Origin of the sequence: Streptomyces sp. R35 (assembly GCF_041053035.1) — a bacterium.
Lineage (GTDB): Bacteria > Actinomycetota > Actinomycetes > Streptomycetales > Streptomycetaceae > Streptomyces > Streptomyces lutosisoli.
Window position 1 is genome coordinate 276,454 of the sequence record NZ_CP163440.1, and the last position, 23,512, is coordinate 299,965.

A 23,512-nucleotide genomic window follows, 5' to 3' on the forward strand; every position below is an offset into this window, starting at 1 on the left:
AACACGGAATAGGGGATCAATATCTTCCGTGAAGAGGTCACCTCATAGGGAATACAGAGGTTCCGGGGGCTCGGATCCTGATTACGGCGTGATAGACAAAGAAGTCGCAATACGCGTTCCCTTTTCGCCTTCCCTCTCCCCTCATCCGCCCCGCGACCCGAGGAGATTTCTCCGACCATGCGCAAGAACCTTGCTCTCACAACCGGCGCCGTTCTGTCGGCGGCCCTCGTCGTCAGCGGCTGCGGTTCAGGTGATTCCACGACATCGTCGTCGAGCCCTTCCACGCAGCAGAGCGGCAGTCAGGGGGGCCCAGGGGGGATGGGCATGCAGCAGGTCACGGAGGTCAACCTCAACACCGACGGGGCAAGTCCGGGCGGCGCCAACACCGCGGCGGTCGTCAAGGCGGTGAAGGCGTTCCTGGCCACGCTGGACGACGCCAAGCGGAAGAAGGTCGAGTACGAATTCTCGGACAACAAGGCGCGGCAGACCTGGTCGAACTTCCCAGCTACGACCGTGCCCCGCGAGGGCATCGAGATGTCCGATCTCACCGCCGCACAGCAGAAGGCCGCCGACGCGGTGCTCCAGGTGGCGCTGAGCCCCGCCGGTGCCCAGGAGGACGCCGACATCCGGAAGGCCGACAACGAGCTGAACAGCCTCGGCGGCCAGGGCGCGGACGGTTTCGGCAGCCTGAAGGACTACTACTTCGCCGTGTACGGGACACCGTCGACGACGCAGCCGTTCATGGTCCAGTTCGGCGGGCACCACCTGGCCCGCAACCTCACCTACAACGGCGACAAGGTCAGCCAGACCCCGCAGTTCGTCGGCTCCGAGCCGACGTCGTTCAAGTCCGGCGGCACCACGGTCGAGCCGGTCAAGGCCGAGTCGACGGCCATGTTCGGCATGCTGGCGGGGCTCGACGCCCAGCAGAAGAAGGCCGCGGAGATCACCTCCGGGACGTTCGACGACCTGGTCATGGGCCCCGGCAAGGACTCGGGGGTGTTCCCCACCTCCGAGGGACTGACGGTGTCGAAGCTGACCGCCGCCCAGAAGAAGCTGGTCATCGCTGCGATCAAGACCTACGTCGGTGACCTCAACAGCACGGCCGCCGACAAGCTGATGGCGAAGTACGAGTCCGAGCTGGACAAGACCCGCATCGGCTGGTCCAACAACACCGGCCCGACCGACGAGAACAGCTACATCCGCATCGACGGCCCCAGCGTGTGGATCGAGTTCATCAACACCCGCAGCCAGAGCACACCCAACATCCACTACCACTCGGTGTACCGGGACAAGACCAACGACTACGGCAGCAGCAAGCCGAAGTGAGCATGCACACCAGGTGGGCGGCCCGCGCCGGGGCACTGCTCGCGTGTCTCGCGGCCCTGACGGCCATCCTGATGGTCACGGTACCGACGCGCGCGGACGCCCACCCCCTGAGCACCACCGCGATCCTGCTCGACGTGGCACCAAAAAAGGTGACCGGCGAGGTGGAACTGCCCATCGACCGGCTCGCCATCGCCCTCGACCAGCCGCTCACCGCGAAGACCGTCGTCAGACCGGCCAAGCTCGAAGAGCTGCGCCACTACGTGCTCGGCCACACCTCGGCGGCCGACCCCGACGGCACCCGGTGGACCACCACGGTCGGCGGCGGCCGCGTCCAGAAGATCGACGGCGTCGACCACCTGGTCTTCGACCTGGTCCTGCGGCCGCCAAGCGGCACGGTCCACGACTTCCGGCTCACCTACGACGCGATCGTGCACCACCTGCTGTCCCACCAGATCCTCGTCTCACTGCGCCCCGACGGCTCCGACAGCTACACGACCGTGGGCGTGCTCGACTGGCAGCAGCACACCCTCGCGATACCGGCCGCCGGTGCCTCCAGCGAGCACGGTTTCACCGCCGCCGTGCAACTGGGCATCCGGCACATCGCCGAAGGCGCCGACCATCTGCTGTTCCTCATCATGCTCCTGCTCCCCGCACCACTCCTCGCCCGCCGCGGCCGTTGGATCCGCGCCGACGACCTGCGCCGCAACTGCGTGCGCGTCGTGCACGTGGTCACCGCCTTCGCCGTCGGGCACTCCATCACCCTCGCCCTGGCCGCCCTCGGCTACATCAGCGCTCCCACACGGGTCGTGGAAAGCCTCATCGCCCTGTCCATCCTGGTCTCCGGCATCCACGCCGTCCGGCCCCTCGTCCCCGGCGGTGAGGCGTGGATCGCCGCCGGGTTCGGACTCATGCACGGCCTCGCCTTCGCCGCGCTGCTGGGCGGCCTCGACCTCGGCAACGGATCCCTGGTCACCACCTTGCTCGGCTTCAACCTCGGCATCGAGCTGACCCAGCTCATGGTTGTCGCCCTGCTCATGCCGTCGCTGTTGATCCTCAGCAGAACCCGGATCTACCCGGCGGTCCGCCTCACGGTCGCGGCGACCGGCATCGTGCTGGCCGCGGCGTGGCTCGCCGAGCGCACCACCCTACTGGCGAACAACCCGCTCAACCGCGTCACCGACGCGCTCATCGCGCATCCGTTCCTCGTCGCCGGAGCCCTCGCGGCCGTCGCGGCGGCCAGCTGGTCCGTACCCGACCTTCGTCACCAGGATCGCGCTGCCGCCGGGGGCTCAGCCGTGCAGTGAGCGGTATGCCGCGACCGCCCCGGGGTGCAGGGCGATGTCCCCCGTGCCGATGAGACTGCCGACGTCGAGGAACTGGGTGCCGACGGCGTGGGGGGAACGAGTGAGGTCGCGCGCAGGACCAGCAGGCGGGTGAGCGCTTCGGCCACACCGCGGGGAAGGTCGGGGCGGCACACCAGCAGGTTGGACACGCCGATGGTGGCGACGCCGCCCGCCGCCCGGTACGCGCCCTGCGGCAGGGACACCTCTTCCAGGCCCGAGCCGGCCCGACCGCCCTGGCCGCCGAGCCGGGGCAGCAGCCCGGCCAGCGGCAGGAACCGCAGACCGAAACGGTCGTCGAGCTCGGACAGAACCGGTAGCGGTACACCGCCCGCGACGAGCAGGGCGTCCACCGAGCCCGTCCGCATGGCGTCGGCCGCGTCGGCCAGCGGCAGATGGCGTACGTGAACGCCGGTGCCGGGGGAAAGACCCGCGGCGTGCAGGATCCTTTCGCCGACTACGGCCGCGCCCGATCCGGTCGCGCCGAGCGAGACGGTGTGTCCGGCCAGGTCGGACACGGTACGCACGGGCAAGTCGGCGCGGACGACGAACTGGAGGTAGGTCTCGTACACCCTGCCGATGACGCGCAGGGGCACCGCGTGCGGGAAGAGGGTCGTGCCCTGGGCGGCCCGGGCGGTGTCGGTGAGGACGAGTGCGAGGTCGGCGCGGTAGTCGCGGAGCAGTTCGATGTTGGTGACGCTGCCCGCGGTGGTGCGGACGCGGCAGCTCAGACGGGGATAAGCCGCCTGGAGTTCCGCGGCAAGGAGGCGGCCGAAAGCCTCGTAGAACGCCGTGGGCTCACCGGTCGCGAAGCGCAGGGCACCGCTCGGCTCGGGACGCTGCCGGGAGGCGTCGCCCGTGAGCGCGCCGCCGAGGATTGCGACGGCCGCCGTGCCGAGGGCGGCGTGGAGAACGGTGCTGCGATCGACAGGGCGGGGGCGGCGGGTCATGGTGCACCACCGTGCCGTCGGTTCCACGGGCCGGTGTTCTGCCGGCAGCCCGCCCCGAAACGGGGAGCGCCCCGCCCTTGCGACGACCGGCGAGCGCCGGCGCGGCCGTTCACCGCGCATCGCCTTCGCCGACGTCGGCGGCGTCGGCGGGGTCGGTCGCGGCGCGCGGCACGACCGCCCTGGCCCGCAGCCCCCGCGGTCGCGCCCGTCCCAGTTCCAGTCTGCCGCCCCGCCCCGCCAGCAGCTGTTCGGCGATGGCCAGCCCCAGCCACGTACCCGCCGTCCCGTCCTGTCGTTGCCGACCCGAGCGCCAGAACCTCGTGGTGGCCAGGGCGAGTTCCTCCGTGCCCAGGCCAGGGCCGTCATCCGTCACCGTGAGGACCGCGAGCGGGCCTTCGGCGGTGCAGCGGAGCGAGATCTCGGCGCCCGGGCCCGCGTACTTGATGGCGCGGTCCGTGCAGGCGGCCATGACCGGGACCGCGGCGGGCTGGAAGGTGAGCAGGGCCCCGGCGCGGTGGGCCATCGGCTCCCACAGCCGGTGCTGGGCGGCGGCGACCGCCGATGCGTCGCAGTGGGCGTCCGAGCCGTCGGTCACCGTCAGTTCCCCGGCCCGGTGCTCCGCGGTGGCGAGGGCGAGCATGTCGTCGAGCAGGGTCTCCAGACGGTCGAGTTCGTTAGTGACGCCGGTGTACGTGCGCCGGGCGGACGCTGGCAGGTGGTTGTGCAGGGCGTCGACGCGCAGCCGTAGCGCCGCCATGGGGTTGCGCATCTGGTGCGAGGTGTCGGCGACGAGCCGGCGCTGCTGCTCCAGGGCCGCCGTGACCGTACGCGCCATGCGGTTGAAGCCGGTCGCGAGCTGGCGCAGTTCCGGTGGGCCGCCGGCCCGGGTCTGCTCGGGCGGCAGTCCCGCAGCGAGCTGGCCGACGGCACGGTCGAGGCGGCGCAGCGGGCTGACCACCCAACGCGTCGCGGCCCGGGCGAGGATCGTACAGGCGACGGCGACCAGAGCGGTTCCGGCGAGGACGAGCGCCCAGCGGGGGGTGATGTCGTCCGCCGCTGTGCCCACCGACGCCCTCAGCACGACCGCACCGGAGACCCGGGTGCCCGTGCCGGCCGGCTCGGCGAACATCCGGTACCCGCGTGACCAGGGACGCAGCGAGCCTGCGGGGTGCGCGGTCTGGTTGCGCAACGCCTCGTCGAGCAGCCGGGCGACGGCGGGATCGGCCGCCCGCATGCCGCCGGTCTGGACGACGGGCTCGCGGCGCGTGTCGGTGACGACGAGTGGTTCTCCGTACAGCTGTGTGTAGCGCCGCGCCTCGGCGGTGACGGCCGAGGTGTCGCCGGTCTGCGCGGCCTGGTCCGTGAGGGACGCGAAACGGTCGAGGTCCGCGCTGCGAGCGAGGACGAGCTGCTGGGTGCGGTCGGACGCGGTGAACAGCAGCAGCGGTACGGCGAACGCGGCCACCGCGATCACGACGAACAGCAGAAGTGCGGCCTGCACTCGGGTACGCACGCGTCGGCTCTGTCAGTCCCCGTGGTCCCCGAAGCGGTAGCCGAAGCCCCGGATCGTCGTGAGCAGCTCGGGGCAGCCCAGTTTGGCCCGCAGCTGTGTGAGGTGGACGTCCAGGGACCGGGACACGGAGTGGTAGGCGTCGCCCCACACCTCGTGCAGCAGTTGCTCACGGCTGACCGCCGTGCCCGCCCGCGCGGCCAACACGGCGAGGACGTCGAACTCCTTGGTGGTCAGCTCGACCTCCGCCCCGCCGACCCGGACCCGGCGCGCGTCGAGGTCCACCTCGACATCACCGGCACGGACCATCCGCACGGTGGGGGCACTCCTGGCCGCGCTCCGCCGGGTGACGGCGTCGATCCGGGCAAGCAACTCGGCGAGGCGTACGGGCTTGACGAGATAGTCGTCGGCCCCGAGCCGCAGCCCGCGCACGACCGAGCGCTCGTCGCCGCGGGCGGTGAGGATCACCACCGACATGCCGCTCACCGCCCGCAGGGAGCGCAGCACGTCCAGGCCGTCGGTGTCGGGCAGCCCCAGATCGAGAAGCAGCAGGTCGGAGCTGCGGTGGTAGGTCAGCACATCCCTGCCGTACCGGACCCGCCTGGTGACGTGACCGTGGTCGTACAGGGTCTCCACGAGCGCCCCGGCCGCTATCGCTGGGACGGCCGCCCCACCACCCGACGCCTCAAGTGATCCATTTGCCGGTCGGTCTAAGCCCTTTTCGCGCCGCTCTGCTCTCTGACAGCGTCGAACATGGAGGTGAGAGCGGGACTCTCGGCGAGGCTGCTCAGCAGCGCGTGAAGCGAGTGCCGTTCAGTGGTGCCCAGGTCGGCGAGGGTTTCGCTGTCGAGACCGACGAGTGTGCGGTTGAGGTCGGCGAGGACCTTGCGCCCGTCGTCGGTGATGTCGACGGCGTACCGACGTCGGTCCTGCGGATCGCGTGTCCGCTGGGCGTATCCGGCCCGCTCCAGGTCGTCAAGACTCGTCACCATCGTCGCCGGGTCGATGCGCAGGAACGAGCCAAGTGCCAGTTGCGGCATGGCACCGTTGTCCGCCAAAGCCTGCAGGACGCTGTAATGCCGCACTCGCAGGCCGGTCCCGCCGATGCCGTCCTCGGCGATCCTGAACGCCACCTGCCCGAGTTTGACCAGCAGGCAGATGGTGTGTTCGGCCACTGTCCCCGGTACCAGCGGAGCCTCGGACATCGTTTATCCCGCCCATGGTTAGTCGTACGTATGGTCCTGTCCATCGTACGAGAAAGCCCGAGGCGCCAGGACCGCTGCAGGCCGGCGGGATTCCCCACCTTCCGCCGGCTTGCGGCTGGTGCGTCCTGGGCGGTCAGCCGACGATGGCCCGACCGAAGATCTGCCGGGCTATGACCCACTTCTGGATCTCGTTGGTGCCCTCGTAGATCTCGCCGATCTTGCTGTCCCGGTAGATCGCCTCGACGGGACCGGGACTGCCGTCGGCACCCAGCTCGCGCGCGAAGCCGAGGCCTCCGAACGCCTGGACGGCGTCGCGCGCCATGTCCACCGACAGCCTGGTGGCGTAGTACTTCGCCATCGCGGCCTCGGGCTCCGGGGACGGGTTGCCCGCGTCCAGGCGCAGGGCGGCCTTGGTGTACAGGGTGCGGGCGTTCTCAATCTCGGTGGCCCGTTCGGCGAGCAGGAACTGCCAGTGCTGGTTGGCGGCCACCGGCTTGCCGAAGGCGTGTCGCGTCGACAGGTGGGCCACGGTGTGGTCGAAGGCGGCCTGCGCCATGCCGACCCCGGCAGCCGCGATGCCGATCCGGCCGTAGGTCAGAGTGGACAGCGCATGGCGCAGTCCGTGTCCCTCGGTACCACCGAGGAGGTCGTCGTCGGACAGAAGCACATTCGTGAAGCGGATGTCCGCGGTGAGCTGTCCACGGTTGCCCATCTTGCGGTCGGGAAGGCCGACTTCCACTCCGGGAAGTGCCGTGTCGACGATGAACATGCTCAGCCGGGTGCCGGTGCGGGCGAGAACCACCACGAACCCGGCGACGGGCGAGTTGGAGATCCACCGCTTGTGGCCGTTCAGCACCCAGCCCGCCTCGGTGCGTATCGCCTCGGTCTGAACCGCCTGCGGGGACAGGTCACTTGAGGCGTTCGGCTCGGTGGTGGCGAACGCGCCGACCACCGAGCCCTCCGCGACCTTTCGCAGCCATCGCTGCTGCTGCTCCTCGGTGCCCTGCCGCAGGGCGTTGCCCGCCAGGATGCAGTGCACATCGAAGACGGCCGCGACGCTGCTGGAGTAGTAGGCCAGTTCCTCGATGGCCGCGGCGGTGGCGGTCGCCGGGTGGGTCAGACCGTCGCCGCCGACCTCGCTGGGGAAGGGGATCCGGAAGACCCCCGCCGACGCAAGCCCGTCAAACACATGCCGGGGGAAGCCGTCCGTGCGCTCGTCGCCCCCCGCGATCGCCACGGCGTGCGGAGCCACTTCGTGCTCTGCGATCCGGCGCACGGCAGCGCGAACGGACTGTGTCTCTTTGGGGGCGAGGAGCTCGTGGTAGAGCCGGTCGATCTGGCGTGTGGGAGTGGAAGTCATACGGGGAAGATACCATTAGCATCACGTACCATTAGTTCGGCAATCTATTTTGGAGGTTCGACCATGACACAGACGCTGGCCGACAAGACCATCCTGATGTCGGGTGGCAGCCGCGGCATCGGACTCGCCATCGCTCTGCGCGCGGCCCGCGACGGCGCGAACGTGGTGATGCTCGCCAAGACCGCCGTGCCGCATCCGAAGCTCGAAGGCACGGTCCACACCGCCGTTGACGAGATTGAGCGCGCGGGCGGCAAGGGGCTGGCCGTCGTCGGTGACGTCCGCGACGAGGACGATGTGCGCACCGCTGTCGACGCGGCGGTCAGCGCCTTCGGTGGCATCGACATCGTGGTGAACAACGCCAGCGCGATCGACCTGTCGTCGTCGGAGCAGCTGGAGATGAAGCGGTACGACCTGATGCAGGACATCAACACGCGTGGCACGTTCCTGCTGAGCAAGGCCGCTATCCCGCACCTGCGCAAGGCGGGCAACCCGCACATCCTCACGCTCTCCCCGCCGTTGAACCTCGCGCCGCGCTGGGTGGGGAAGCATCTCGGTTACACGCTGTCGAAGTACGGCATGAGTCTGTGCACCATCGGGCTCGCCGAGGAGCTCGCCGCCGACGGCATCGCCGCCAACTCGTTGTGGCCGCGGACCCTGATCGACACGGCCGCCGTGCGCAACGTGGTCGGCGGCGCCGGACAAGCCCGTAGTCCGCGGATCATGGCTGACGCCGCGTACGCCATCCTCACGCGTGACGCGCGGAAGTGCACCGCCAACCTGTTCATCGACGACGAGGTCCTGTCGGACGAGGGCGTCACCGACCTGTCCGTCTACAGCCCGGTCGGCCTCGTGGGTGATCTCGCGCTCGACATATTCGTCGATCCGGCCTGATCCCACACTGCTCAGTAGATGAACGCGAGGGCGTTCTCGATGCCCTTCTCGATGCCCTTCTCGATGCCCTTCTCGAGGACCTCATCGGCGAGCTTCGAGTCGAAGGCGGCGCGGGACAGCTGCAGCGACCCAGGCCTTCGCAGCGGCCGATCTAGTCGAGCAGGGCTGCGGAGGGACATCCGACGCCGCGCTGGTCCCGGTGCTCGGGCGACAGATAGCCGCGAACGAGATCCTCGAGTCCCGGGCGGCCGGGCAGCAGAGTGTCGTACCGCGCCGCCTGCATGCGTAGCTCCTCCACGACGACGTTGGCGACGAGGTCGTCCCTTGATGCCACAGGATCCTCTGACGCCACAGGATCCTCCGGTCATTCCGCAGGGCCATTGCCTTGCACGTCATCCCGAGCCTATGGTCTGTCGAATGTAATGTTATGACTCACATTTGATGGCGCCGTCAGAGTCAGAGTTGAGGCATGCCGTGAGTGACGTCCCCCCTTGCGGCCGCCTATGAGATCCGGCAGCGATGGTTCGAGTTCTTCCAGGACTTCGACATCGTGCTCATGCCGGTCACCCCGACGGCCGCCCCCGCCCACCACCACAAGCTGATCGACTGGTTCGGGCGGCCATTCGAAGTCGAAGGTGTGCGACGCCCTTACTGGGACCAGGTCAAGTGGAGCGCCGTCGCCAACGTCTCCGGGGGCCGGCGACGACCATCCCGGTGCGCCGAGGCAGGAGCGGACTGCCCATCGGTCTGCAGGCCATGGGCCCGAGCGGGGGCGATCTCACCACCATCGAGTTCGCCGCCTGGGCCGGGAAGTGGACGGCTTCGTGCCGCCTCCGGCCTTCGTCTAGACCCCCACCACTGGACCCTGACCACCCGCCCGAAAACCCAGGAGAACGACGATGCACAGCTTGAGCCGCAACGCGTCACGACTACTGACGGATTCCGCGTCCCGCTACCCGGAACGCACCGCGATCGTCTTCGGCGACGACCGCATCACGTACGAGGCTCTCGACGCCGCGGCCAACCGGGTGGCGAACCTGCTCGTCTCGCGCGGGATCCAGCCCGGGGACAAGGTCGCGCTGTCCTGCCCCAATTCTCCAGCATCTACTTCGGCATCCTCAAGGCCGGCGCCGCGCTCGTGCCGCTGAACGTGCTGTTGAAGGGCCGCGAGGTCGCCTACCACCTCACCGACTCCGACGCGAAGGGCGTACTTCGCCTTCGAGGGCACCCCGGAGCTGCCGATCGGGAAGGCCGCCTGGGAGGGATTCCGGGAGAGCGCGGGCTGCACCGAGTTCTTCCTGATCGAGAGCGGCGGCGCGCCGTGGTCCGGGGACGAGACGCCGGAGTCCTACACCTCCGTCGTAGCCGAGCAGCCCGTGACGTTCCGGACGGTCGAACGCGACGAAGACGACACAGTGGTGGTCCTCTACACGTCCGGCACCACCGGCCACCCCAAGGGCGCGGAGCTGCGTCACCGCAACGTGTATGACAACGCGCTCGCCGGCATCGACCTGTTCGTTTCGAGGGGGCAGCGCCCTGCTACATGTTGATCATGTGGCCCGCGAGGCCGTGGACGGCTTCCTTGACCGCCTCGCCGAGGGTGGGGTGGGCGTGGACGTTGCGGGCGACCTCATGGACGGTGAGGTCCCACTGCTGGGCCAGCGTCAGTTCGGGGAGCAGCTCGGTGACGTCCGGGCCGATGAGGTGAGCGCCTATGAGCTCGCCGTACTTGGCGTCACTGATGAGCTTCACGAAGCCGGCAGACGATGTCCTCGTCGGCGTCCAGGTCACCGTTGAGGGCGCGGAACAGGCAGGTGACGCTGTAGGCGGGCACCCACGCCCGGCCGGTGCATTCGTCGTCGTGCGGGCACGGCACCATCACGTCGAACCCGATGTCGCCCGCGCCGTCCACGTCGGTGCGCAGGGCGAGGATGAGGTACTGCTGACCGAGGCGGATCTCCGCGACGCGGTCGCCGCCGGCGATGTTCGAGCCGGGCTTCCACCGCCACAGCGGCAGGATCTCCTCGCCGAACGTGCGGCGTACGAGCAGCAGGTCACCGAGGCCGTCGCTGCCGTCCAGACCGAGGTCGGCTTGCCGGGTCTCGCTCAGGCGCTCCAGGAACGGCAGGAGCCGGTAGAGGTTGTCGGAGAAGACGATCTCGGGGAAGCCTTCCGCCTTCAGGGTCCGGTGCGAGTTGACCATGTCCTAGCGCTGCTCGATGACCGTGGCCTCCGGCACCGTGCGGTTGGCCGGCCGCGGGCCCTGCCGCTCGATGCAGACGCTGCCGGGGGTGGCGACCATGACCGCGATGGGCAGCATGTTGTGCCGCTTGGCGGCGGCGACCAGCGGCTCCCTGGCGGAACTGGTGACGTTGGTCGCGTCGACGACCGTGAACAGCCGGCGGCGCATCCTCGCCTCGAGGAGCAGGTGCAGGGCGTCGACGGCATCGCCGGTCGCCTCCTGGTCGCCCGCGTCGTCTTCCCTGTTGGATCGGCCTGTCTTCATGCGCGTACAACGGGAAGACCACCCCGGCGGGAGCCCCGCGCGACCCGCACGTTCGGACCGCAGCCGTCTTGCGTCGGCATGTGACCGTGGGGTGGTGGGGCTTGCGTCGGTCGGCTGTGGTCAGGCTTCTGGGCTCCGTGCCGCCGGCTGGTCGCTGTTGCCGTGTGCCAGTGACGTGAGAATCTCCTTGCGGCAGACATCGAGGATTTCGTCCGCCAGCGGAGAACCGTCCGGGCATGCGCGTGACAACATGACCGCGCCGACCGAGTGGGCGAGCATGTCGATCACCATGGTGCGGGTCGCGCGCTGGTCCGCATCCCCCGGCGTATCACTCTGGGGCTGAAGGGCCGTCAGCAGGTTCTCGATCCCGGCTGCGAACTCTGTTTTGATGTCCGCCGGCTGGCGTGCGGCGTCGCCGCTGAGGGCCGCGATGGTGCAGCCGTCACCGCGCCCGTCGCGATGCTCCCGGGAGACGTAGCGCTCGACGAACTCGGCGGCGTCCAGGCCTTCTGTCCGTGCCGCGGTCTGTGAGAGCCCGCTCGCGGACGCCTCGGCCATCAGGTCGGCCTTGGAGCGGAAGTGCTTGTAGAACCCGCCATGGGTGAACCCGGCGGCCGCCATCAGTTCCGCCACACCGACACCGTCATATCCGCGCTCACGGAACAGCCTGGCGGCTGTCGCGACGATGTGGGCACGGTTGCGCTCTGCCTGCGCCTTGGTGACCCGCACGATCGGCCGCCCCTTCCTCAATTGACGCTCTGCGGTCAAGCGTACATAGATGTCGATCGACATCAAAGGTCTTGACTTATTGAATTACGATCGTCATTCTATTGCTTACCTGCTCCAGAAAGGCCCAGACCATGAGTGACACCCATGTGACCGCACCGACTCAGTACATCGAGGTCGACGGCGACCGCTTCGCCTACCGACGCTGGGGCAAGCCCTCCGGAGTCCCGATCTTCCTGGTCCAGCACTTCCGCGGGGGAATGGACAACTGGGACCCGCTGCTCACCGACGGCCTGGCCGAAGGCCGTGAGGTCATCCTGTTCAACGGCCGCGGCATCGCCTCGTCATCGGGCACGCCGCGTAACCGGATGGAGGACATGGCCGACGACATCGCCGCGGTCATCCGGGCACTGGGGCTGGAGCAGGTCGACCTGCTCGGCTTCTCGCTCGGCGGTTACCAGGTGCAGGAGGTCACGCTGCGCCACCCCCAGCTGGTACGCAAGCTCCTCCTACTCGGCACCGGCCTCCGAGGCGGGGACCCGACAAGTGACCCCCAGGTGCCTCAGTACGCCCTGAACCCGGTCCCCACCCTGGAGGACTTCCTCTTCCTGTTCTTCGGCCGCTCGGAAGCCGCGAAGCAAGCGGGCAAGGCCTTCTGGGAGCGACGTCACCAGCGGGCCGACCAGGACCCGCCGAGCTCGCCCGCAGTCGCACAGGCGCAGTTCGAAGCGACCATCGCCTACGCGGAACCGCTGCCGGGCGAGAACCCCTACGCCCACCTGAACGCGATCACCCAGCCGACGCTGGTCCTCAACGGCGAGAACGACGTGATGATCGCCTCGATCAACTCCTGGCACCTCGCCCAGAACATCCCCAACGCGCAACTGCTGATCTACCCCGATGCCGGGCATGGAGCGCAGTTCCAGTACCCCGAGCGGTTCCTGAAGCACGCCATTCAGTTCCTCGACGAGTAACACCTGCAGGGCTTCGGTGCAGTCGTTGACGCCTGGTCCGTGATGACGGGCCGCAGGCTCACCGGATCCCCGGAATGCGACACGCACACCTTCCCAGGCCAAGGAGTCCTCTGCGCCCCCGTGGTCGAAACGGAAGACAGTCCGGCCAACGGATCGTCGCCGAATTCGCCGGCTTGACCAGCTGCGCGAGAATCCGGCAGGCCGGGTCCCGGCCTGCCGGAGCGGCTGGCTGAGGTAGGCGCATCCTGCGCGATCGAGGCGGGGTGCGCCATCGCCGGCTGCCGTGCCGCTCCCACGGTGTCCACCACCGCGACCTTCCGGCCGGGACGGCTGATACGTGGGCGCCGGCCGCGCCGTCGGTGACCACGACGAAGAGCGCCTGAGTTCCAGCCACTGGGCGGCGATCCGCTCGATCGTGGTGTCCGGGTAGAGCCACTCGACGTCCTCGCTGCCGGCCTTGACGACGTGGGCGACGCCGCTCCATCCAGCGTGCCCCGGGCCGGTCTGCTGGGCGAGTCGGCCCGGGGGCGGCAGAGAGAGTCGCCGGACCAGTCCCAGAGGCTCCGCTCGCCGAGACGAGGGTCGTACAGGTGCCCGACCGCCGGCGCCGAACTGCCCGAGCTCGGTCATCAGCGCAACGCCGGTCTGGATCTCGTCCGCTGTCCAGCCGGTGATTCCTTGATCATCGGTAGTCGGCTGCGCGCCACGCCCAGCGTCCTTTCGCACGCCAGGCGCCTGCGGGGGGTGTCGGATTCAGGAGGGCCCGGGTGGCGCGGGCCTGCTGCGGTGGGGCAGTGGAAGAACGGTGCCGCCGCTGCGCAGTGCGTCGATTTCGAGAGCCAGCTGGCGGATGGCCTCCTCGTACAGAGCGAGAGTGCGGCGCAGGTCGGTGTTCTCCTTCCGTAGCCGGCTCAGGTTGGCTTCCGTACGTACGTCGGATCCGGAGGGTTCCGTCGGCGTCGTAGGCCGGGCCAGCGCTGGGATGCGGGGCCGGAAGTGCACGTCGATCAGGTCGGCGTAGTGCCGGTGGAAGGTGGCGTGCGGGATGTCCAGGAGCCGCTCGATCGCGGTCACGGTGGGGCGCCGTCCGCGGGCTGCGGCCTCGGCAAGGACGGTGTCGATGGCGGCTTTGACGGTCTCGGTGCCGGGCAGGGCGCGTTTCACTCGGCGATCTCCGGGGCGTGGCATGTGAGGAACGCAGCGGTGGCGCGGTGCCTTTCCTCCAGGCGGTGACGGACGTAGGGGGCGAGGCGGTCGCTGTCGGCGAGGGCGTCCTCCAGGCGGGCGAAGTGACCGGTGAGGGCCTGCCGGTTGGCGGGCGTCAGAGCGGTGTTGCGGCAGACCAGCGGTTTACAGTCGGCCATGACGGGCTGATCGGCGGGGCCCTCGGACGTGCGGCACAGGGCACGGTCGGGGTTGTAGACGCAGGTGATGAAGGTGCCCGGGTACAAGTGGGTGTCGTGACGGGCCAGGATGCGGCGCAGGCGGGCTTCGTCGGTGACAACCTGGCCGTCGAAGACGGTGTGGCGGGCGAGCTCGGCGAGCCGGGCTTCGGCTTCCTCTCCGGCGGGGCCCGTGAGGGACGGCCGGTCGTCGTCGGCGCCCATCTCGGCGAGGAACTGGCCGCGGGCGAAGGCTTCTTCGGCCTCGACCTCGTCGCGGAAGCCGGAGTCGCTGGTGCCGGCGTAGCCCTCGAACATCTGGATGCGCTGGTGGCGGTACTGCAGGGCGCCGGCGATGGTGCCGCCCGGGCGGCGGGCGATGAACCAGGCCAGGGTGCGGCGGAACTACCGAGGTGTCAGGCGCGGCAGGCGTCCGTTGTCCTCGGGGATCGCATCCACGCGTGAGCGGGCAGCGCAGTAGGAGTTGATCCACTTGGCCAGTGCGGTGATGTCCTTGATGGTGGTGGCGCTGGTTCGCACGCGCCCGGCCACGTGGTGGCATTGATGGTTGGCCGATATAAGCGGGTGCGCGAACAGGTAGGGCTCGTCGGCCGGCTGGCAGCGTTCCAGGACGGCGACGGCTCGTGCGACGGAAGCGGTGACGACCCAGGTGGCGGCCGCGCCATGGACGCCTTCGCCCTTGAAGGCCAGTCCGTGAAGCCGGTAGCGGTAGATGCGGCCGTCGGTGTCGCGTTGGGCGCTCACGCAGCCGCGCCGCAGGTGTTTGATCTCGGAGTCGCGCAGGCCGGAGAGGTAAGCGATGACGATCCAGCAGGACACCTGCAGCAGCCGTTCGAACCGGCCGACGTCGTAGTAGGAGATCTGTTCCAGCCACCGCTGCCCGTCCGCCTGCGCTTGAGGAACGTGACGCAAGGGAGAGTCGGTGTCTGCGCCGAGGTCGCGGGCCACTTCCTCGATCAGCCGCCGGGAGCAGGCCTTTCTGAACGGGTATGACGGATGGCCTGCGAGCCGGGCCAGGTAGGCGAAGTTCGGGGACCCGCCTCTACCCCGCCATCCGGTGGCCAGCCGGGCGGGTGCAGTGGGCAGCGGCTGTCCGCGCCGGCGGAAGTCGTCCAGTACAACTTGCAGGGCCACAAGCGGATCGGGATGGGCAGGCGGGCGTGCGTCGATGCCGTCGCGCTCGGCGCGGGCGGCGAGCACGTCGTCGGCGAAGTCGTCCACCCAGCGCAGCGCCCAGGTCAGCAAAGGCCCTATGACATGCTCGGGGATGCGGTCGGTGAGGTTCTCGTCATACCGGCGCGGATTGGCGCGCGCCCATGCCTGCCACAGCGGGTCCTGCCCAAGGTGGTCGACAAGGCGGGAGCGGTAGGCCCACAGCAATCGCACGGCACGGCGGTGGCGATACACCCCGCTGACCGACAGCCGCAGCGACGTCAGCTCGGCGTGGTAGGCGTCCAGGTCATCGCCCATCGGCTGCGCCAGCGGGAGCCGGCGACCCTGTGCCCACAGCAGGAAGTGGCGTACGCAGGTGAAGTAGGCGCGAATGCTGGAGATCGTGATCGGTTCTTCGCCGGGCGGGGTGTCCTCGATCAGCAGGGCATAGAACAGGAGCTTGGCGGTGTCCCGGTGAGCGTGCGGGACCTGCACGAAGTCGAGCCGGTGAGGCTTGCGGTCCGCGCGCAGCCACGCCGGCGTCAGCGTCCACAGGTCATCGCCGTAGCGGGAGGTCTCTTCCAGCCGGGCCTCGGCGCGCAGCGGACGCGTGGCCAGGACCAGGGCGTCCTCAGGCACTGCGGCGTGGTGTGCGGGGGCTTGGGCCGCGTGCGTCATCACCACTGGGTGGGCCCTTCCAGAAGATCGAGCATCAGGTGGGGCTGCCTCTGCTGGGCAGCGGCGCGCCGGGCCGGGCTGAACCAGGGCAGGATGTCGTGGGTGAGGATCTGCCAGGTCGTGCCGTACCGGGCCGTCCACTGCGCTGCATCCCGGCGCTGAAGGTCCTCGCGCAGGACCTCGGCCAGGGCAAGGAGGGCGGGCAAGTGGCGTTCCATCACCAGGGCGTTGGGGCAACCGAAGCAGGTCAGGAACGACTGGCGGCATCGTCCACCGCCGGGTGAGTGCTCGATGTCCGTGCACGCACAGGCCAGCGTGTCGAGCTCGCCCGCTGCCGCCTGTTCGCGCACCTGATTCGGCACGGCAGCAGCCGATCCGCCACCGAGGCGGACGACGACCGCGCGGGCGCTCTCCTCCGCGTCAGTGATCGGCTCCGTGAGCACGTCGGCCGCCCACTCGGCGACGAACGGGTCCTTGCGCAGGTAGTGGGTGAAGGAGGTGTCCGCCGTGTTCGTCACCCGCGCGGACGGAAGATGCCCTCCGACCTGGTTCGCCGTGCGCACCTCGACGGTCTTCTCGATGCGCGTCACCATCATCTGCAGCGGCTTGCCGTCGTCGCCGATCAGGCCGTGGCGCTCGGCCCACGCCCCGAGCTTCAGCTTGCGGGCCAGCTCGGCATCGAAGGGCCCGATGTGCCCGCCCGGTGGCGGCATTGAGGACACCGCCTCGGCCGTTGCCCGCCCAGATCGACCACACCGACCCGGTCCCGGAAAACGCCCGGCTGCGGCCCATCAACCGGTGCAGCAGCAGGTAGAAGCTGCCCATCGTCCGCAACTGGCGGTCCTCATCGACGCTCCAGTGCACCGTCGTGCGGGAGTTGGCCTTGCCCCGGCGGCGCTTGGTCAGCGTGACCGCCACCGCGCGCTCCTCCAACATCCGGTGCTCGGCGGGCAGTTCCTTCAGTGTCTCCGGGTTGCGGCCGCTCAGCCCGGCCGCGTAGATGAGCAGCGGGGCAAGGTCCGGATCGGTCACGACCAGCTGCTTCGCCTGGGCGTAGCAGGCCGCCGGGTACTTGCCCACCGTCAGCCCGCGGTAGTCGACCTGGACCCGGCCCGTGGCCGCCATCGCCGCCAGCCGCACCCCCTGTTCCCGCTCAGCCACCGACAGGCTTTCGTCGTCGTCGAGGAAACGCCCCAGCAGCTTCTCGCCCGCCATGATCCGGTCGCGGACGGCGGCCACGTCGGAGCGGGCGGCGGCCATGACGGCCTGGAACTCGCGATCGGAGTACCCCGGGCGCCCAGCCTGCTGGGCGCCCACGCCGTGCCCGGGCTGCCCGGCATAGTCCACCACAGCCCCGTCCAGCCGTTCCTGACCGGGCAGAACACGCACGATCCGCAGCAGATCCTGCAGGTTCCGGCGGGCGGACTTCTCCCCACACGTCTGCCGCCTCGACATCAGGTACCGCTCCAGGTGACGCACCCGCAGCCCCTCCACCCGCCGCGGCGGTTCCGCAAGCTGGTCCAGGAGCAGCAGGAACCGCTTGACCGTCTGCCACTGGCTGCTCGCCGCCCGCTGCGTGCGGCGCCCGCCGCCGGGTCCGATCCGCACCCCCAGCGCGTGCGCGAAATCCCCGGTGCAATCCTGGCAGCGGCAACTCCTCGAACCGGAACACGCACTCGCGGCCGTCCTCACCGGTGAACCGCACCACCGGCGCCCCGCCGTCCTCGGGGAACTCCACGGTCGGAGGCGGCTCGTAGAAGCCGCCGGGAACAGCCGCCGCACGGCCGCGACCCGCGCGGGGTGCCTCCTCGCTCACGCGACGACCTCCGACCGCTCCAGCCAGCCCTCGTCGCTGAAGCCCACCGGCTCCCAGGCCCCCTCCGGCACCAGTTCAAGCCGGGTACGCATCTCCAGCTCCTGCAAGGTGTGCAGATAGAGCGCCGTGGTCGTCGCCGACCGGTGACCGAGCCTGATCCGCACCCAGTTCAGCGGATCACCGAACACCCGCTGATACGTCAGCCGCTGCTGCTCGTTCATCTCGCCCAGCGCCTGCAGATGGCCTCGCCACAGCAACTCCACCGTGATCACCGCGTACGAATGCCGCAGCATGTGCGGCGTCGCCCCCACGTCTACGCCCTGGGCACGGCACCGTGCGTTGGCGTCGGCGAAGACTTGCTTCCACCCGGACATCGTCATCGGCAGGCCCCACTGGTTCAGCCACACCATCGCCGGCTCCCACCTGCCATCGGCCGTCGTCACCAGCAGCCGGCGCCGCTCCTCCGCATCCAGGCGGGCCACCGGCACCCACCGGCCACCCACCCGCACCCGGGGCGCGGCCGGGTCCTCCACCAGCAGCGACCGGCGCGCCTGGATGTAGAAGCCGCGCGAGCGCCCATAGTCGAGCATCTCGGCCCGGTCCCACCCCATGTAGTCGCGCACATCTCGCAGCACCGGCACTGGCCAGTACACCGCCCGGCCCGACCTCCCCTTGGAAATCGCGTGCGGCAGCACCGCTCGCGCGTTGACGATCCCCGACGCCGCAGGCGGCAGCTCCGGTAGATCGAACACCGTCAGCGCCGAGTGCTCGCACAACCGCAGCCCCGTACGGACCATCGAATCCGCGTACGCCGCGTTCCGCGCCGCCCACCTCCCACGGAACCCGCGCCTCGGCATCTCCTTAGAGTCGAAGCCGCACAGCCCGACATTGCGCCAAAGCCGATACGACTTCGGTGGCAGCCACTTCACCTCGCGCCGTGGCCCCATGTGCGACGTCTCGGCTGGCACTTGCCGCACCATCGTGCCACCAGCCCCGCCCCGCCACGGCGACCACACCGAAGCCGCGCGCTGACGGATGGGATTGGCCCGGACAAGGTCCTGCTCGATCGCCCACAGGTAGAACTGCGCATGAACGGGGCCTTTTCGCGCGGCCACGCCAGGTCTCGACGGGTGAAATGCGCTCGCCAACCGGTGATCGACATGACGCTGGACGATAGTCCGTGGACAGCTCAACAGCGCATAACCCAAATGGGACGGGTTCCGGGCGCTGGTCTGCGTCGGCGCGGGCCGGGTGGTGCTGCGCTCCAGGCGCGGCACCGGGATGGCGCCGGCGTTCCCGGAGGTCGTGACCGGGGCCGTGCAGCTGCCGGACGCGACTGCGCTGGACGGTGTTATGTGAGCTGTCGGGTTGTCTCAACCATCTGGTGTCTCACCGTGGTGCGGCTTCACTTCGTCAGTCGGCGACGCCGTGGAGTGCCAGTTGAGGGGGCGCGGTCTCCGGCCTTGGTGCCGGCGGACTCGCATGTTGATGAGTCGTGTATGCGCAGGGAGTCCGCATTGTCGGTCGCATGAGTAGATGATTCACAGCCGACCGGGAAACTGGTGGTGCCCCTGAATTCTTGCTGACCGTGGCGTCGTTCCTGGCGGACGCAGCGATGGCACCGGGCAGCGCACAGTCGGCCTGGTCGCTAGTGCGGGTAGCGGCGGGGTGGGCGAGTGACTGTGGATTCGCGGAACTCGGCAATCCGCGAGTGGACTTGGCGCATCAGGTGGGTGTTCTCGATCCGATCCAGGTAGAGGCAGCGGGCTGCCAGGCCCGGGAGGTCGAAGGCGAAGTACAGGGACATCAGCGGGTTCACGAACAGCTCGCCGCCCCGGGTGCGGTCAGTGAACCGGACATCGCCGAACGAGCCGCGCACGGCTGCCGCGATGGAACCGTTCACGATGCTGGGGTACTCCGGGGTGTGGTGCTGAGCGTGCGTCACCGCGTCAAGGTAGAGAGCGCCCTCACGGGTGGCGCGCGGTATCGAGAACGCACCGAGGTACGCGCCGTCGCGCTCCAGCGCGGCGATATTCTCCAATACCTGCATATGGTTCACGCCGTGGTAAGCGTCTACACCGAAGCCGACTGACACGACGAGCCGGGTCGGTATGCCGTCCAGCGCGGCCAGCGCCGCCACGCTCGTCAGGTCCTCCTCCGGAGTGCCGAGCCCGGCTTCATCGCCGCGCATCAGAATGTCCGTACCGCCGTCGACCAGCACCACAGCGTCGACGCAGTGCAGCTCGATCAGTGCTTGGTAGGCGGCGCGCAGCGGGCGCACCCCGGTCTGGGGGAAGGCGTACACGGTGAACGGGTAGCCGTGCTGGCGCAGCCACTGAGCGAGGGTCCGCTCCGGGAAGTAGCTCTGGTGCAAAGCGGAGTCGGGAGTGACGGCGGCCAGGTCGGGGGCGACCCAGTCATCGATCGGGAGACCGGCGAGTGCGCTGAAGGAGAGGTTCGCGAGATATACCTGCTTGCCCTGATGCAGGAGGGAGAGAGCCAACGGCAGGCCGGAGTAGATGTCGAAGCCGCCACCCGCGCCCGCGACGAGGATCCGTTCGGCATCGGCGAGCCGGGTGAAGAGTGGATTGGAGTGGAGGGACGTCATGACGATCATTGTCCGGGGACGCGGCCCCGGGCGCTCCCGAGTTCTCGACGCGGCGACGGAGCCACGGAGCCACGGAGCAACCGGAATCAAGACCTCCGGCCCTCGACCGCCCAGAGTCAGCCTCTTGCGGTGATGGCCCTGACTGGCGCCCGCTCATGAGACGTCTGCAGCAGTTGGCATAAACGGTGAGCTGGTCGTGTGGGACGCCGCGGGCCACCTGGCCTTCGAGCGGTTGCAGAACCGGCTTGCCCGTCGCGGTGCCGGGGCGGCGGAGGAGTGGCCGGCCCACTTCGTCGCGTTCGATCTGCTGCGGCTGTCCGGGACGGACACGACCGGGTGGCCGTACCGGCGGCGCAGGGCCGCGCTGGCGAGACGAGCGAGGCGAACGTCGGCGCGGTCACCGGCTCCCCGGCCGCTCCCCGCACGCTGCTGCTCGGCAGGTACGACGACGGGGGTCGCCTTCAGTGCGTCGGCCGCACCACCGCCCTCGCCCGGGCGGCGGGTGCTGCGGTTGCCGGCCTGCTCGCTCCGGGGGCGGCGCGGGCATCCGTGGACAGGCTGGTCGTTCTCCGCCTTCCCTGTTGAATTGGCGTGTTGAAGCCGATGCAAGAGGGGCGGGGCAATGCCGGGGTGGCGTGTGTTCTGGGTGCCCACGAAGACGTTCGTGGGCACCCAGAAAACCGGCAGTGTCGCGAACCGGTCCGGCGGCTGTCACTTCCTGGCCGCGCCGGGTTCCCCGCTAATGGATTCCTGGTAGGCATCCGCGTAGGTGGGAGAGTCCTTGATCAGGTCGTCGCAGAACGCGGCGACGTCGGTGCCGATGAGTTCCAAAGCTCCCTTGCCCCCGGCGACGCCCTCCTCGAAGAAGTCGACGATTCCAGGGAGGAGGGGTCCGTCGGGCAGGCTGACCGGTCCGACCTTGAACAGGTACTTCTGCATCTCCTTGTAGACGATCTGGTAGTCCGGCGGGAGTGCCTTGACCCGGGCCAGGTGCGCTCGCCACTGTTTCTTGCCTTCGATGATGTCTTGGATGCTCACGTCAGCCTCCCAGCCGGCTCAATTTCCTTGCAACGTTCCTGTTCAACTGCTCGCGCCATCGGTCGCGATAAGTCCGGGCCCCTGCTCCGCCGGCCAGCGCTGTGCAGAAGCCCCGGACGTCGTCACCGAGCACCTCGTGGACGGTCTGCCCGTCCGCTGCCGACACTTCGAGCAGCCCCAGGGCGGAGTCGAGGATCGGCGTCAGGTTGCGGCCGGTGAAGTCCCCGTAGGGGAAGAGGTGGGCGACGATCTGTCCCCACGCCGCCCGGTAGTCGTCCGGCAGGGCCTCGACCCGGGCTTCGAACGCCTTCCATTCCCTGGTGAGATCGCTGCCTGTGACCTTCTCCCAGAAGTTCATCTCCCGCCCTCCTTGAGCCTGTTGATGCGCGATGAGAGGTACTGCCATTTCGCCCAGAACTTCGCGAGTTCCTCGCGTCCGGCATCGTTGAGCGCGTAGAACTTGCGCGGCGGGCCGACCCCGGATGGCCGTTTCGTCACTTGGACGAGCCCGTTCCTCTCCAGCCGCAGCAAGATGGTGTACACCGTCCCCTCGATGACGTCGGCGAAGCCGAGCTCGTTCAGCTGGCGAGTGATGGCGTACCCGTAGGTTTCCTCGCTGCCGACGATTTCGAGCACGCACCCTTCGAGCGTGCCCTTCAACATCTCCGTCAGGTCGTCCATCGCGGGTGCTCCTCAGCCCTGCCGGTACTACGTGGTACCGAGTACCGCTATACGGTATCACCGAGTAGTGGAACGGCAATGTCTCCGGTGGCCGCAACCCCGGGCCTACGCGTTCGGCGAGGGACCGGGTTCTGTCGAACGCCGCAGCCCGGTCCGGTTGAGCTGACGGGTGGGCCGTTGCACGTCAACATGCAGAACTTGACAGAGAATCCGCCGGGTTGGGCAGCCAGGAATAACTGGCCGTCACGCTGGTGGAACCCGGGCTGGTGGTGGAAGTCGGCATCGACGTCGCCCGCTACGCCTCCGGCCGCTGGCGGCACCCCGCCCGCTGGCACCGCGCCCGCCCCGACCTCTGCCCCGCCGACGTTCCCTGCCTGACATCGCGCTCGGCGCGGCACATCACGTGGTCGAGCATCTCCTGCTGGATGTCGAGCACATCGAGCCGTCCCTCCGGCCCGAGCTGCGGGGCGACGTGCAGCGACTGCAGTCCGGTCCCCGGGCCGATCTCCAGGATCCGCTCCCCCGGCCGCGGCCGCAGTACGGCGTCTATCCGGTCGGCGGTCAGGAACGGCAACGGCACGTCGAGCAGGCCGCGTTGGGCGTACGGATAGGGCGCCGTGTCGCCCAGCCACCAGGCGGCGGCCAACGCGGCGCCCGCGCCGGCGGCGACCGCCCAGCGGGTCCGGGCCGGGATCGGGGCGACGGGGGCGGTGGTGATGCGGTGCATGGTGTTCTCCGGTGGATCGATTCGGTCCGTGGCATGTGGCTGGGCGGTCGGCGTCACGCGTGCCGGCTCAGCGCCCGCAGCGCCAGCCGGCCGCACAGCGCGGCGAGCGGCAGCTCGGCGCCGAGCGCCATGGCGACCGCGGTGGCGAAGTCGCCGCCCGGGGCCGCGGTCGTGGTGTCGAACCAGGCGTCCACCACAAGCAGCGTCGCGGTCGCGGCGGCTGCCAGGGCGTGCCGCCGGTCGCCGCGGGCGGCGAGGAGGCCGGTGGCGATCAGGCCGAGCGCCTCCAGCGCGTCGAGCCCGACCCAGGCGACCGGCCAGTGCGCCGCGGTCGCGGTGGCCGGCAGGCCGGTGGCCAGCACGTACAGCCACGGCAGCAGGGCGAGCCCGCAGGCGACCAGCAGCCACCCGGCCCGCCGCATGCCCCGCGCCGGGCGCGGCTCCTCCGCCTCTTCGTGGAGCGGGATGACCTCGGCGCGGTCGAAGCCCTCGGCACCGGCCACTTCCTCATCGCACAACACCAGTTGACGCATCGTCTTCCCCCGCTCCCCGCCGGCTCTCCCCTTCACTTGCTCCACCCTCCGCCGCACACCAGGGCGCCGTCAGTCACGCAGGGTTCCG

The 23,512-nt window shown here is 69.4% G+C and carries 27 protein-coding genes and 3 pseudogenes; 9 read left to right on the forward strand and 21 right to left on the reverse strand.

What is annotated here, in order from left to right:
- The first annotated feature begins 324 nt into the window (after positions 1–324).
- On the forward strand, positions 325–1,326 hold the full coding sequence (locus AB5J50_RS01350; protein ID WP_369254104.1) for a DUF3500 domain-containing protein: 1,002 nt from the start codon (positions 325–327) through the stop codon (positions 1,324–1,326).
- Between the two features lie 2 nt (positions 1,327–1,328).
- Positions 1,329–2,630, forward strand: coding sequence for a HupE/UreJ family protein (locus tag AB5J50_RS01355; RefSeq protein WP_369265270.1), 1,302 nt, complete (start codon positions 1,329–1,331; stop codon positions 2,628–2,630).
- Here the strand turns inward: AB5J50_RS01355 and AB5J50_RS01360 are convergent.
- The 5 genes from AB5J50_RS01360 to AB5J50_RS01380 all read right to left on the reverse strand — a co-directional run bounded on the left by AB5J50_RS01360 (position 2,588) and on the right by AB5J50_RS01380 (position 7,691).
- Complete coding sequence (locus tag AB5J50_RS01360) at positions 2,588–3,616, reverse strand: TAXI family TRAP transporter solute-binding subunit (protein ID WP_369254106.1); 1,029 nt, start codon at positions 3,614–3,616, stop codon at positions 2,588–2,590. The two genes, AB5J50_RS01355 and AB5J50_RS01360, sit on opposite strands and share 43 nt — an antisense overlap.
- A 109-nt stretch (positions 3,617–3,725) precedes the next feature.
- The gene (locus AB5J50_RS01365; RefSeq protein ID WP_369254108.1) at positions 3,726–5,129 is read right to left on the reverse strand and encodes an ATP-binding protein; all 1,404 of its coding nucleotides are present in this window, start codon (positions 5,127–5,129) and stop codon (positions 3,726–3,728) included.
- Positions 5,130–5,141: 12 nt separating this feature from the next.
- Positions 5,142–5,762 carry a response regulator transcription factor gene (locus AB5J50_RS01370; RefSeq protein WP_369254110.1) on the reverse strand — a complete coding sequence of 207 codons (621 nt, stop codon included), beginning with the start codon at positions 5,760–5,762 and terminating at the stop codon, positions 5,142–5,144.
- A gap of 74 nt (positions 5,763–5,836) precedes the next feature.
- Positions 5,837–6,331 carry a MarR family winged helix-turn-helix transcriptional regulator gene (locus AB5J50_RS01375; protein ID WP_369254112.1) on the reverse strand — a complete coding sequence of 165 codons (495 nt, stop codon included), beginning with the start codon at positions 6,329–6,331 and terminating at the stop codon, positions 5,837–5,839.
- 133 nt (positions 6,332–6,464) lie between these two features.
- Entirely contained in the window at positions 6,465–7,691 is a 1,227-nt protein-coding gene (locus AB5J50_RS01380; RefSeq protein WP_369254114.1) for an acyl-CoA dehydrogenase family protein, read from the reverse strand.
- 63 nt (positions 7,692–7,754) lie between these two features.
- Between AB5J50_RS01380 and AB5J50_RS01385 the strand changes: the two genes are divergently transcribed.
- A complete protein-coding gene (locus AB5J50_RS01385) occupies positions 7,755–8,582 on the forward strand; it encodes an SDR family oxidoreductase (RefSeq protein ID WP_369254116.1) in 828 nt (275 codons plus the stop codon).
- A gap of 11 nt (positions 8,583–8,593) precedes the next feature.
- Here the strand turns inward: AB5J50_RS01385 and AB5J50_RS01390 are convergent.
- Positions 8,594–8,913: pseudogene (locus AB5J50_RS01390) on the reverse strand (TetR/AcrR family transcriptional regulator); the annotation flags it as partial.
- Between the two features lie 568 nt (positions 8,914–9,481).
- On the opposite strand from AB5J50_RS01390, the gene AB5J50_RS01395 reads away from it, so the two are divergent.
- Both AB5J50_RS01395 and AB5J50_RS01400 read left to right on the forward strand, forming a co-directional pair.
- The gene (locus AB5J50_RS01395; RefSeq protein WP_369254118.1) at positions 9,482–9,730 is read left to right on the forward strand and encodes an AMP-binding protein; all 249 of its coding nucleotides are present in this window, start codon (positions 9,482–9,484) and stop codon (positions 9,728–9,730) included.
- Between the two features lie 228 nt (positions 9,731–9,958).
- A complete protein-coding gene (locus tag AB5J50_RS01400; protein WP_369254120.1) occupies positions 9,959–10,132 on the forward strand; it encodes an AMP-binding protein in 174 nt (57 codons plus the stop codon).
- Here AB5J50_RS01400 and AB5J50_RS01405 read toward each other — a convergent pair.
- The 4 genes and pseudogenes from AB5J50_RS01405 to AB5J50_RS01420 form a co-directional block, all read right to left on the reverse strand.
- A pseudogene (locus AB5J50_RS01405) lies at positions 10,122–10,340 on the reverse strand (dihydrolipoyl dehydrogenase); the annotation flags it as partial. The gene AB5J50_RS01400 and the pseudogene AB5J50_RS01405 overlap by 11 nt on opposite strands.
- Positions 10,318–10,785 carry a hypothetical protein gene (locus AB5J50_RS01410; protein WP_369254122.1) on the reverse strand — a complete coding sequence of 156 codons (468 nt, stop codon included), beginning with the start codon at positions 10,783–10,785 and terminating at the stop codon, positions 10,318–10,320. The pseudogene AB5J50_RS01405 and the gene AB5J50_RS01410, both read right to left, overlap by 23 nt.
- 3 nt (positions 10,786–10,788) lie before the next feature.
- Positions 10,789–11,088, reverse strand: coding sequence for an AAA family ATPase (locus AB5J50_RS01415; RefSeq protein ID WP_369254124.1), 300 nt, complete (start codon positions 11,086–11,088; stop codon positions 10,789–10,791).
- A gap of 120 nt (positions 11,089–11,208) precedes the next feature.
- Positions 11,209–11,880, reverse strand: coding sequence for a TetR/AcrR family transcriptional regulator (locus AB5J50_RS01420; protein ID WP_369254126.1), 672 nt, complete (start codon positions 11,878–11,880; stop codon positions 11,209–11,211).
- 68 nt (positions 11,881–11,948) lie between these two features.
- Here AB5J50_RS01420 and AB5J50_RS01425 point away from each other — a divergent pair, with 68 nt between their 5' ends.
- The gene (locus AB5J50_RS01425) at positions 11,949–12,788 is read left to right on the forward strand and encodes an alpha/beta fold hydrolase (RefSeq protein WP_369254128.1); all 840 of its coding nucleotides are present in this window, start codon (positions 11,949–11,951) and stop codon (positions 12,786–12,788) included.
- Between the two features lie 753 nt (positions 12,789–13,541).
- On the opposite strand, the gene AB5J50_RS01430 is transcribed toward AB5J50_RS01425, so the two are convergent.
- The 4 genes from AB5J50_RS01430 to AB5J50_RS01445 form a co-directional block, all read right to left on the reverse strand.
- Entirely contained in the window at positions 13,542–13,952 is a 411-nt protein-coding gene (locus tag AB5J50_RS01430; RefSeq protein WP_369254130.1) for a hypothetical protein, read from the reverse strand.
- Entirely contained in the window at positions 13,949–14,488 is a 540-nt protein-coding gene (locus AB5J50_RS01435; protein ID WP_369254132.1) for a hypothetical protein, read from the reverse strand. Before AB5J50_RS01435 ends, AB5J50_RS01430 begins: the two co-directional genes overlap by 4 nt.
- Before the next feature lie 87 nt (positions 14,489–14,575).
- Positions 14,576–15,982: a hypothetical protein gene (locus AB5J50_RS01440; protein ID WP_369254134.1), complete on the reverse strand. Its 1,407-nt coding sequence runs from the start codon at positions 15,980–15,982 to the stop codon at positions 14,576–14,578.
- Between the two features lie 38 nt (positions 15,983–16,020).
- On the reverse strand, positions 16,021–16,734 hold the full coding sequence (locus AB5J50_RS01445) for a hypothetical protein (RefSeq protein ID WP_369254136.1): 714 nt from the start codon (positions 16,732–16,734) through the stop codon (positions 16,021–16,023).
- 85 nt (positions 16,735–16,819) lie between these two features.
- Here AB5J50_RS01445 and AB5J50_RS01450 point away from each other — a divergent pair, with 85 nt between their 5' ends.
- Positions 16,820–17,719: a hypothetical protein gene (locus tag AB5J50_RS01450; RefSeq protein ID WP_369254138.1), complete on the forward strand. Its 900-nt coding sequence runs from the start codon at positions 16,820–16,822 to the stop codon at positions 17,717–17,719.
- 114 nt (positions 17,720–17,833) lie between these two features.
- Here the strand turns inward: AB5J50_RS01450 and AB5J50_RS01455 are convergent, their stop codons facing one another.
- Both AB5J50_RS01455 and AB5J50_RS01460 read right to left on the reverse strand, forming a co-directional pair.
- Positions 17,834–18,952, reverse strand: a complete 1,119-nt coding sequence (locus AB5J50_RS01455) for an integrase (RefSeq protein ID WP_369254140.1) — start codon at positions 18,950–18,952, stop codon at positions 17,834–17,836.
- 533 nt (positions 18,953–19,485) lie between these two features.
- Positions 19,486–20,445, reverse strand: a complete 960-nt coding sequence (locus tag AB5J50_RS01460; RefSeq protein ID WP_369254142.1) for a DUF1152 domain-containing protein — start codon at positions 20,443–20,445, stop codon at positions 19,486–19,488.
- Positions 20,446–20,641: 196 nt separating this feature from the next.
- Between AB5J50_RS01460 and AB5J50_RS01465 the strand changes: the two are divergent.
- Together AB5J50_RS01465 and AB5J50_RS01470 are read left to right on the forward strand one after the other, a co-directional pair.
- Positions 20,642–20,761: pseudogene (locus tag AB5J50_RS01465) on the forward strand (ATP-dependent DNA ligase); the annotation flags it as partial.
- Between the two features lie 20 nt (positions 20,762–20,781).
- Positions 20,782–21,030 carry a hypothetical protein gene (locus tag AB5J50_RS01470; protein ID WP_369265757.1) on the forward strand — a complete coding sequence of 83 codons (249 nt, stop codon included), beginning with the start codon at positions 20,782–20,784 and terminating at the stop codon, positions 21,028–21,030.
- Positions 21,031–21,156: 126 nt separating this feature from the next.
- On the opposite strand, the gene AB5J50_RS01475 is transcribed toward AB5J50_RS01470, so the two are convergent.
- From AB5J50_RS01475 to AB5J50_RS01495, 5 genes are all read right to left on the reverse strand, one after another.
- Positions 21,157–21,483, reverse strand: coding sequence for a DUF1048 domain-containing protein (locus tag AB5J50_RS01475; protein WP_369254144.1), 327 nt, complete (start codon positions 21,481–21,483; stop codon positions 21,157–21,159).
- A 1-nt stretch (position 21,484) separates the two neighbouring features.
- Positions 21,485–21,841: a DUF1048 domain-containing protein gene (locus AB5J50_RS01480; protein ID WP_369254146.1), complete on the reverse strand. Its 357-nt coding sequence runs from the start codon at positions 21,839–21,841 to the stop codon at positions 21,485–21,487.
- Positions 21,838–22,164 carry a PadR family transcriptional regulator gene (locus AB5J50_RS01485; protein ID WP_369254148.1) on the reverse strand — a complete coding sequence of 109 codons (327 nt, stop codon included), beginning with the start codon at positions 22,162–22,164 and terminating at the stop codon, positions 21,838–21,840. Before AB5J50_RS01485 ends, AB5J50_RS01480 begins: the two co-directional genes overlap by 4 nt.
- A gap of 295 nt (positions 22,165–22,459) precedes the next feature.
- On the reverse strand, positions 22,460–22,891 hold the full coding sequence (locus AB5J50_RS01490) for a hypothetical protein (protein ID WP_369254150.1): 432 nt from the start codon (positions 22,889–22,891) through the stop codon (positions 22,460–22,462).
- A 53-nt stretch (positions 22,892–22,944) separates the two neighbouring features.
- Positions 22,945–23,460, reverse strand: a complete 516-nt coding sequence (locus tag AB5J50_RS01495) for a hypothetical protein (protein WP_369254152.1) — start codon at positions 23,458–23,460, stop codon at positions 22,945–22,947.
- Positions 23,461–23,512 lie beyond the last annotated feature (52 nt).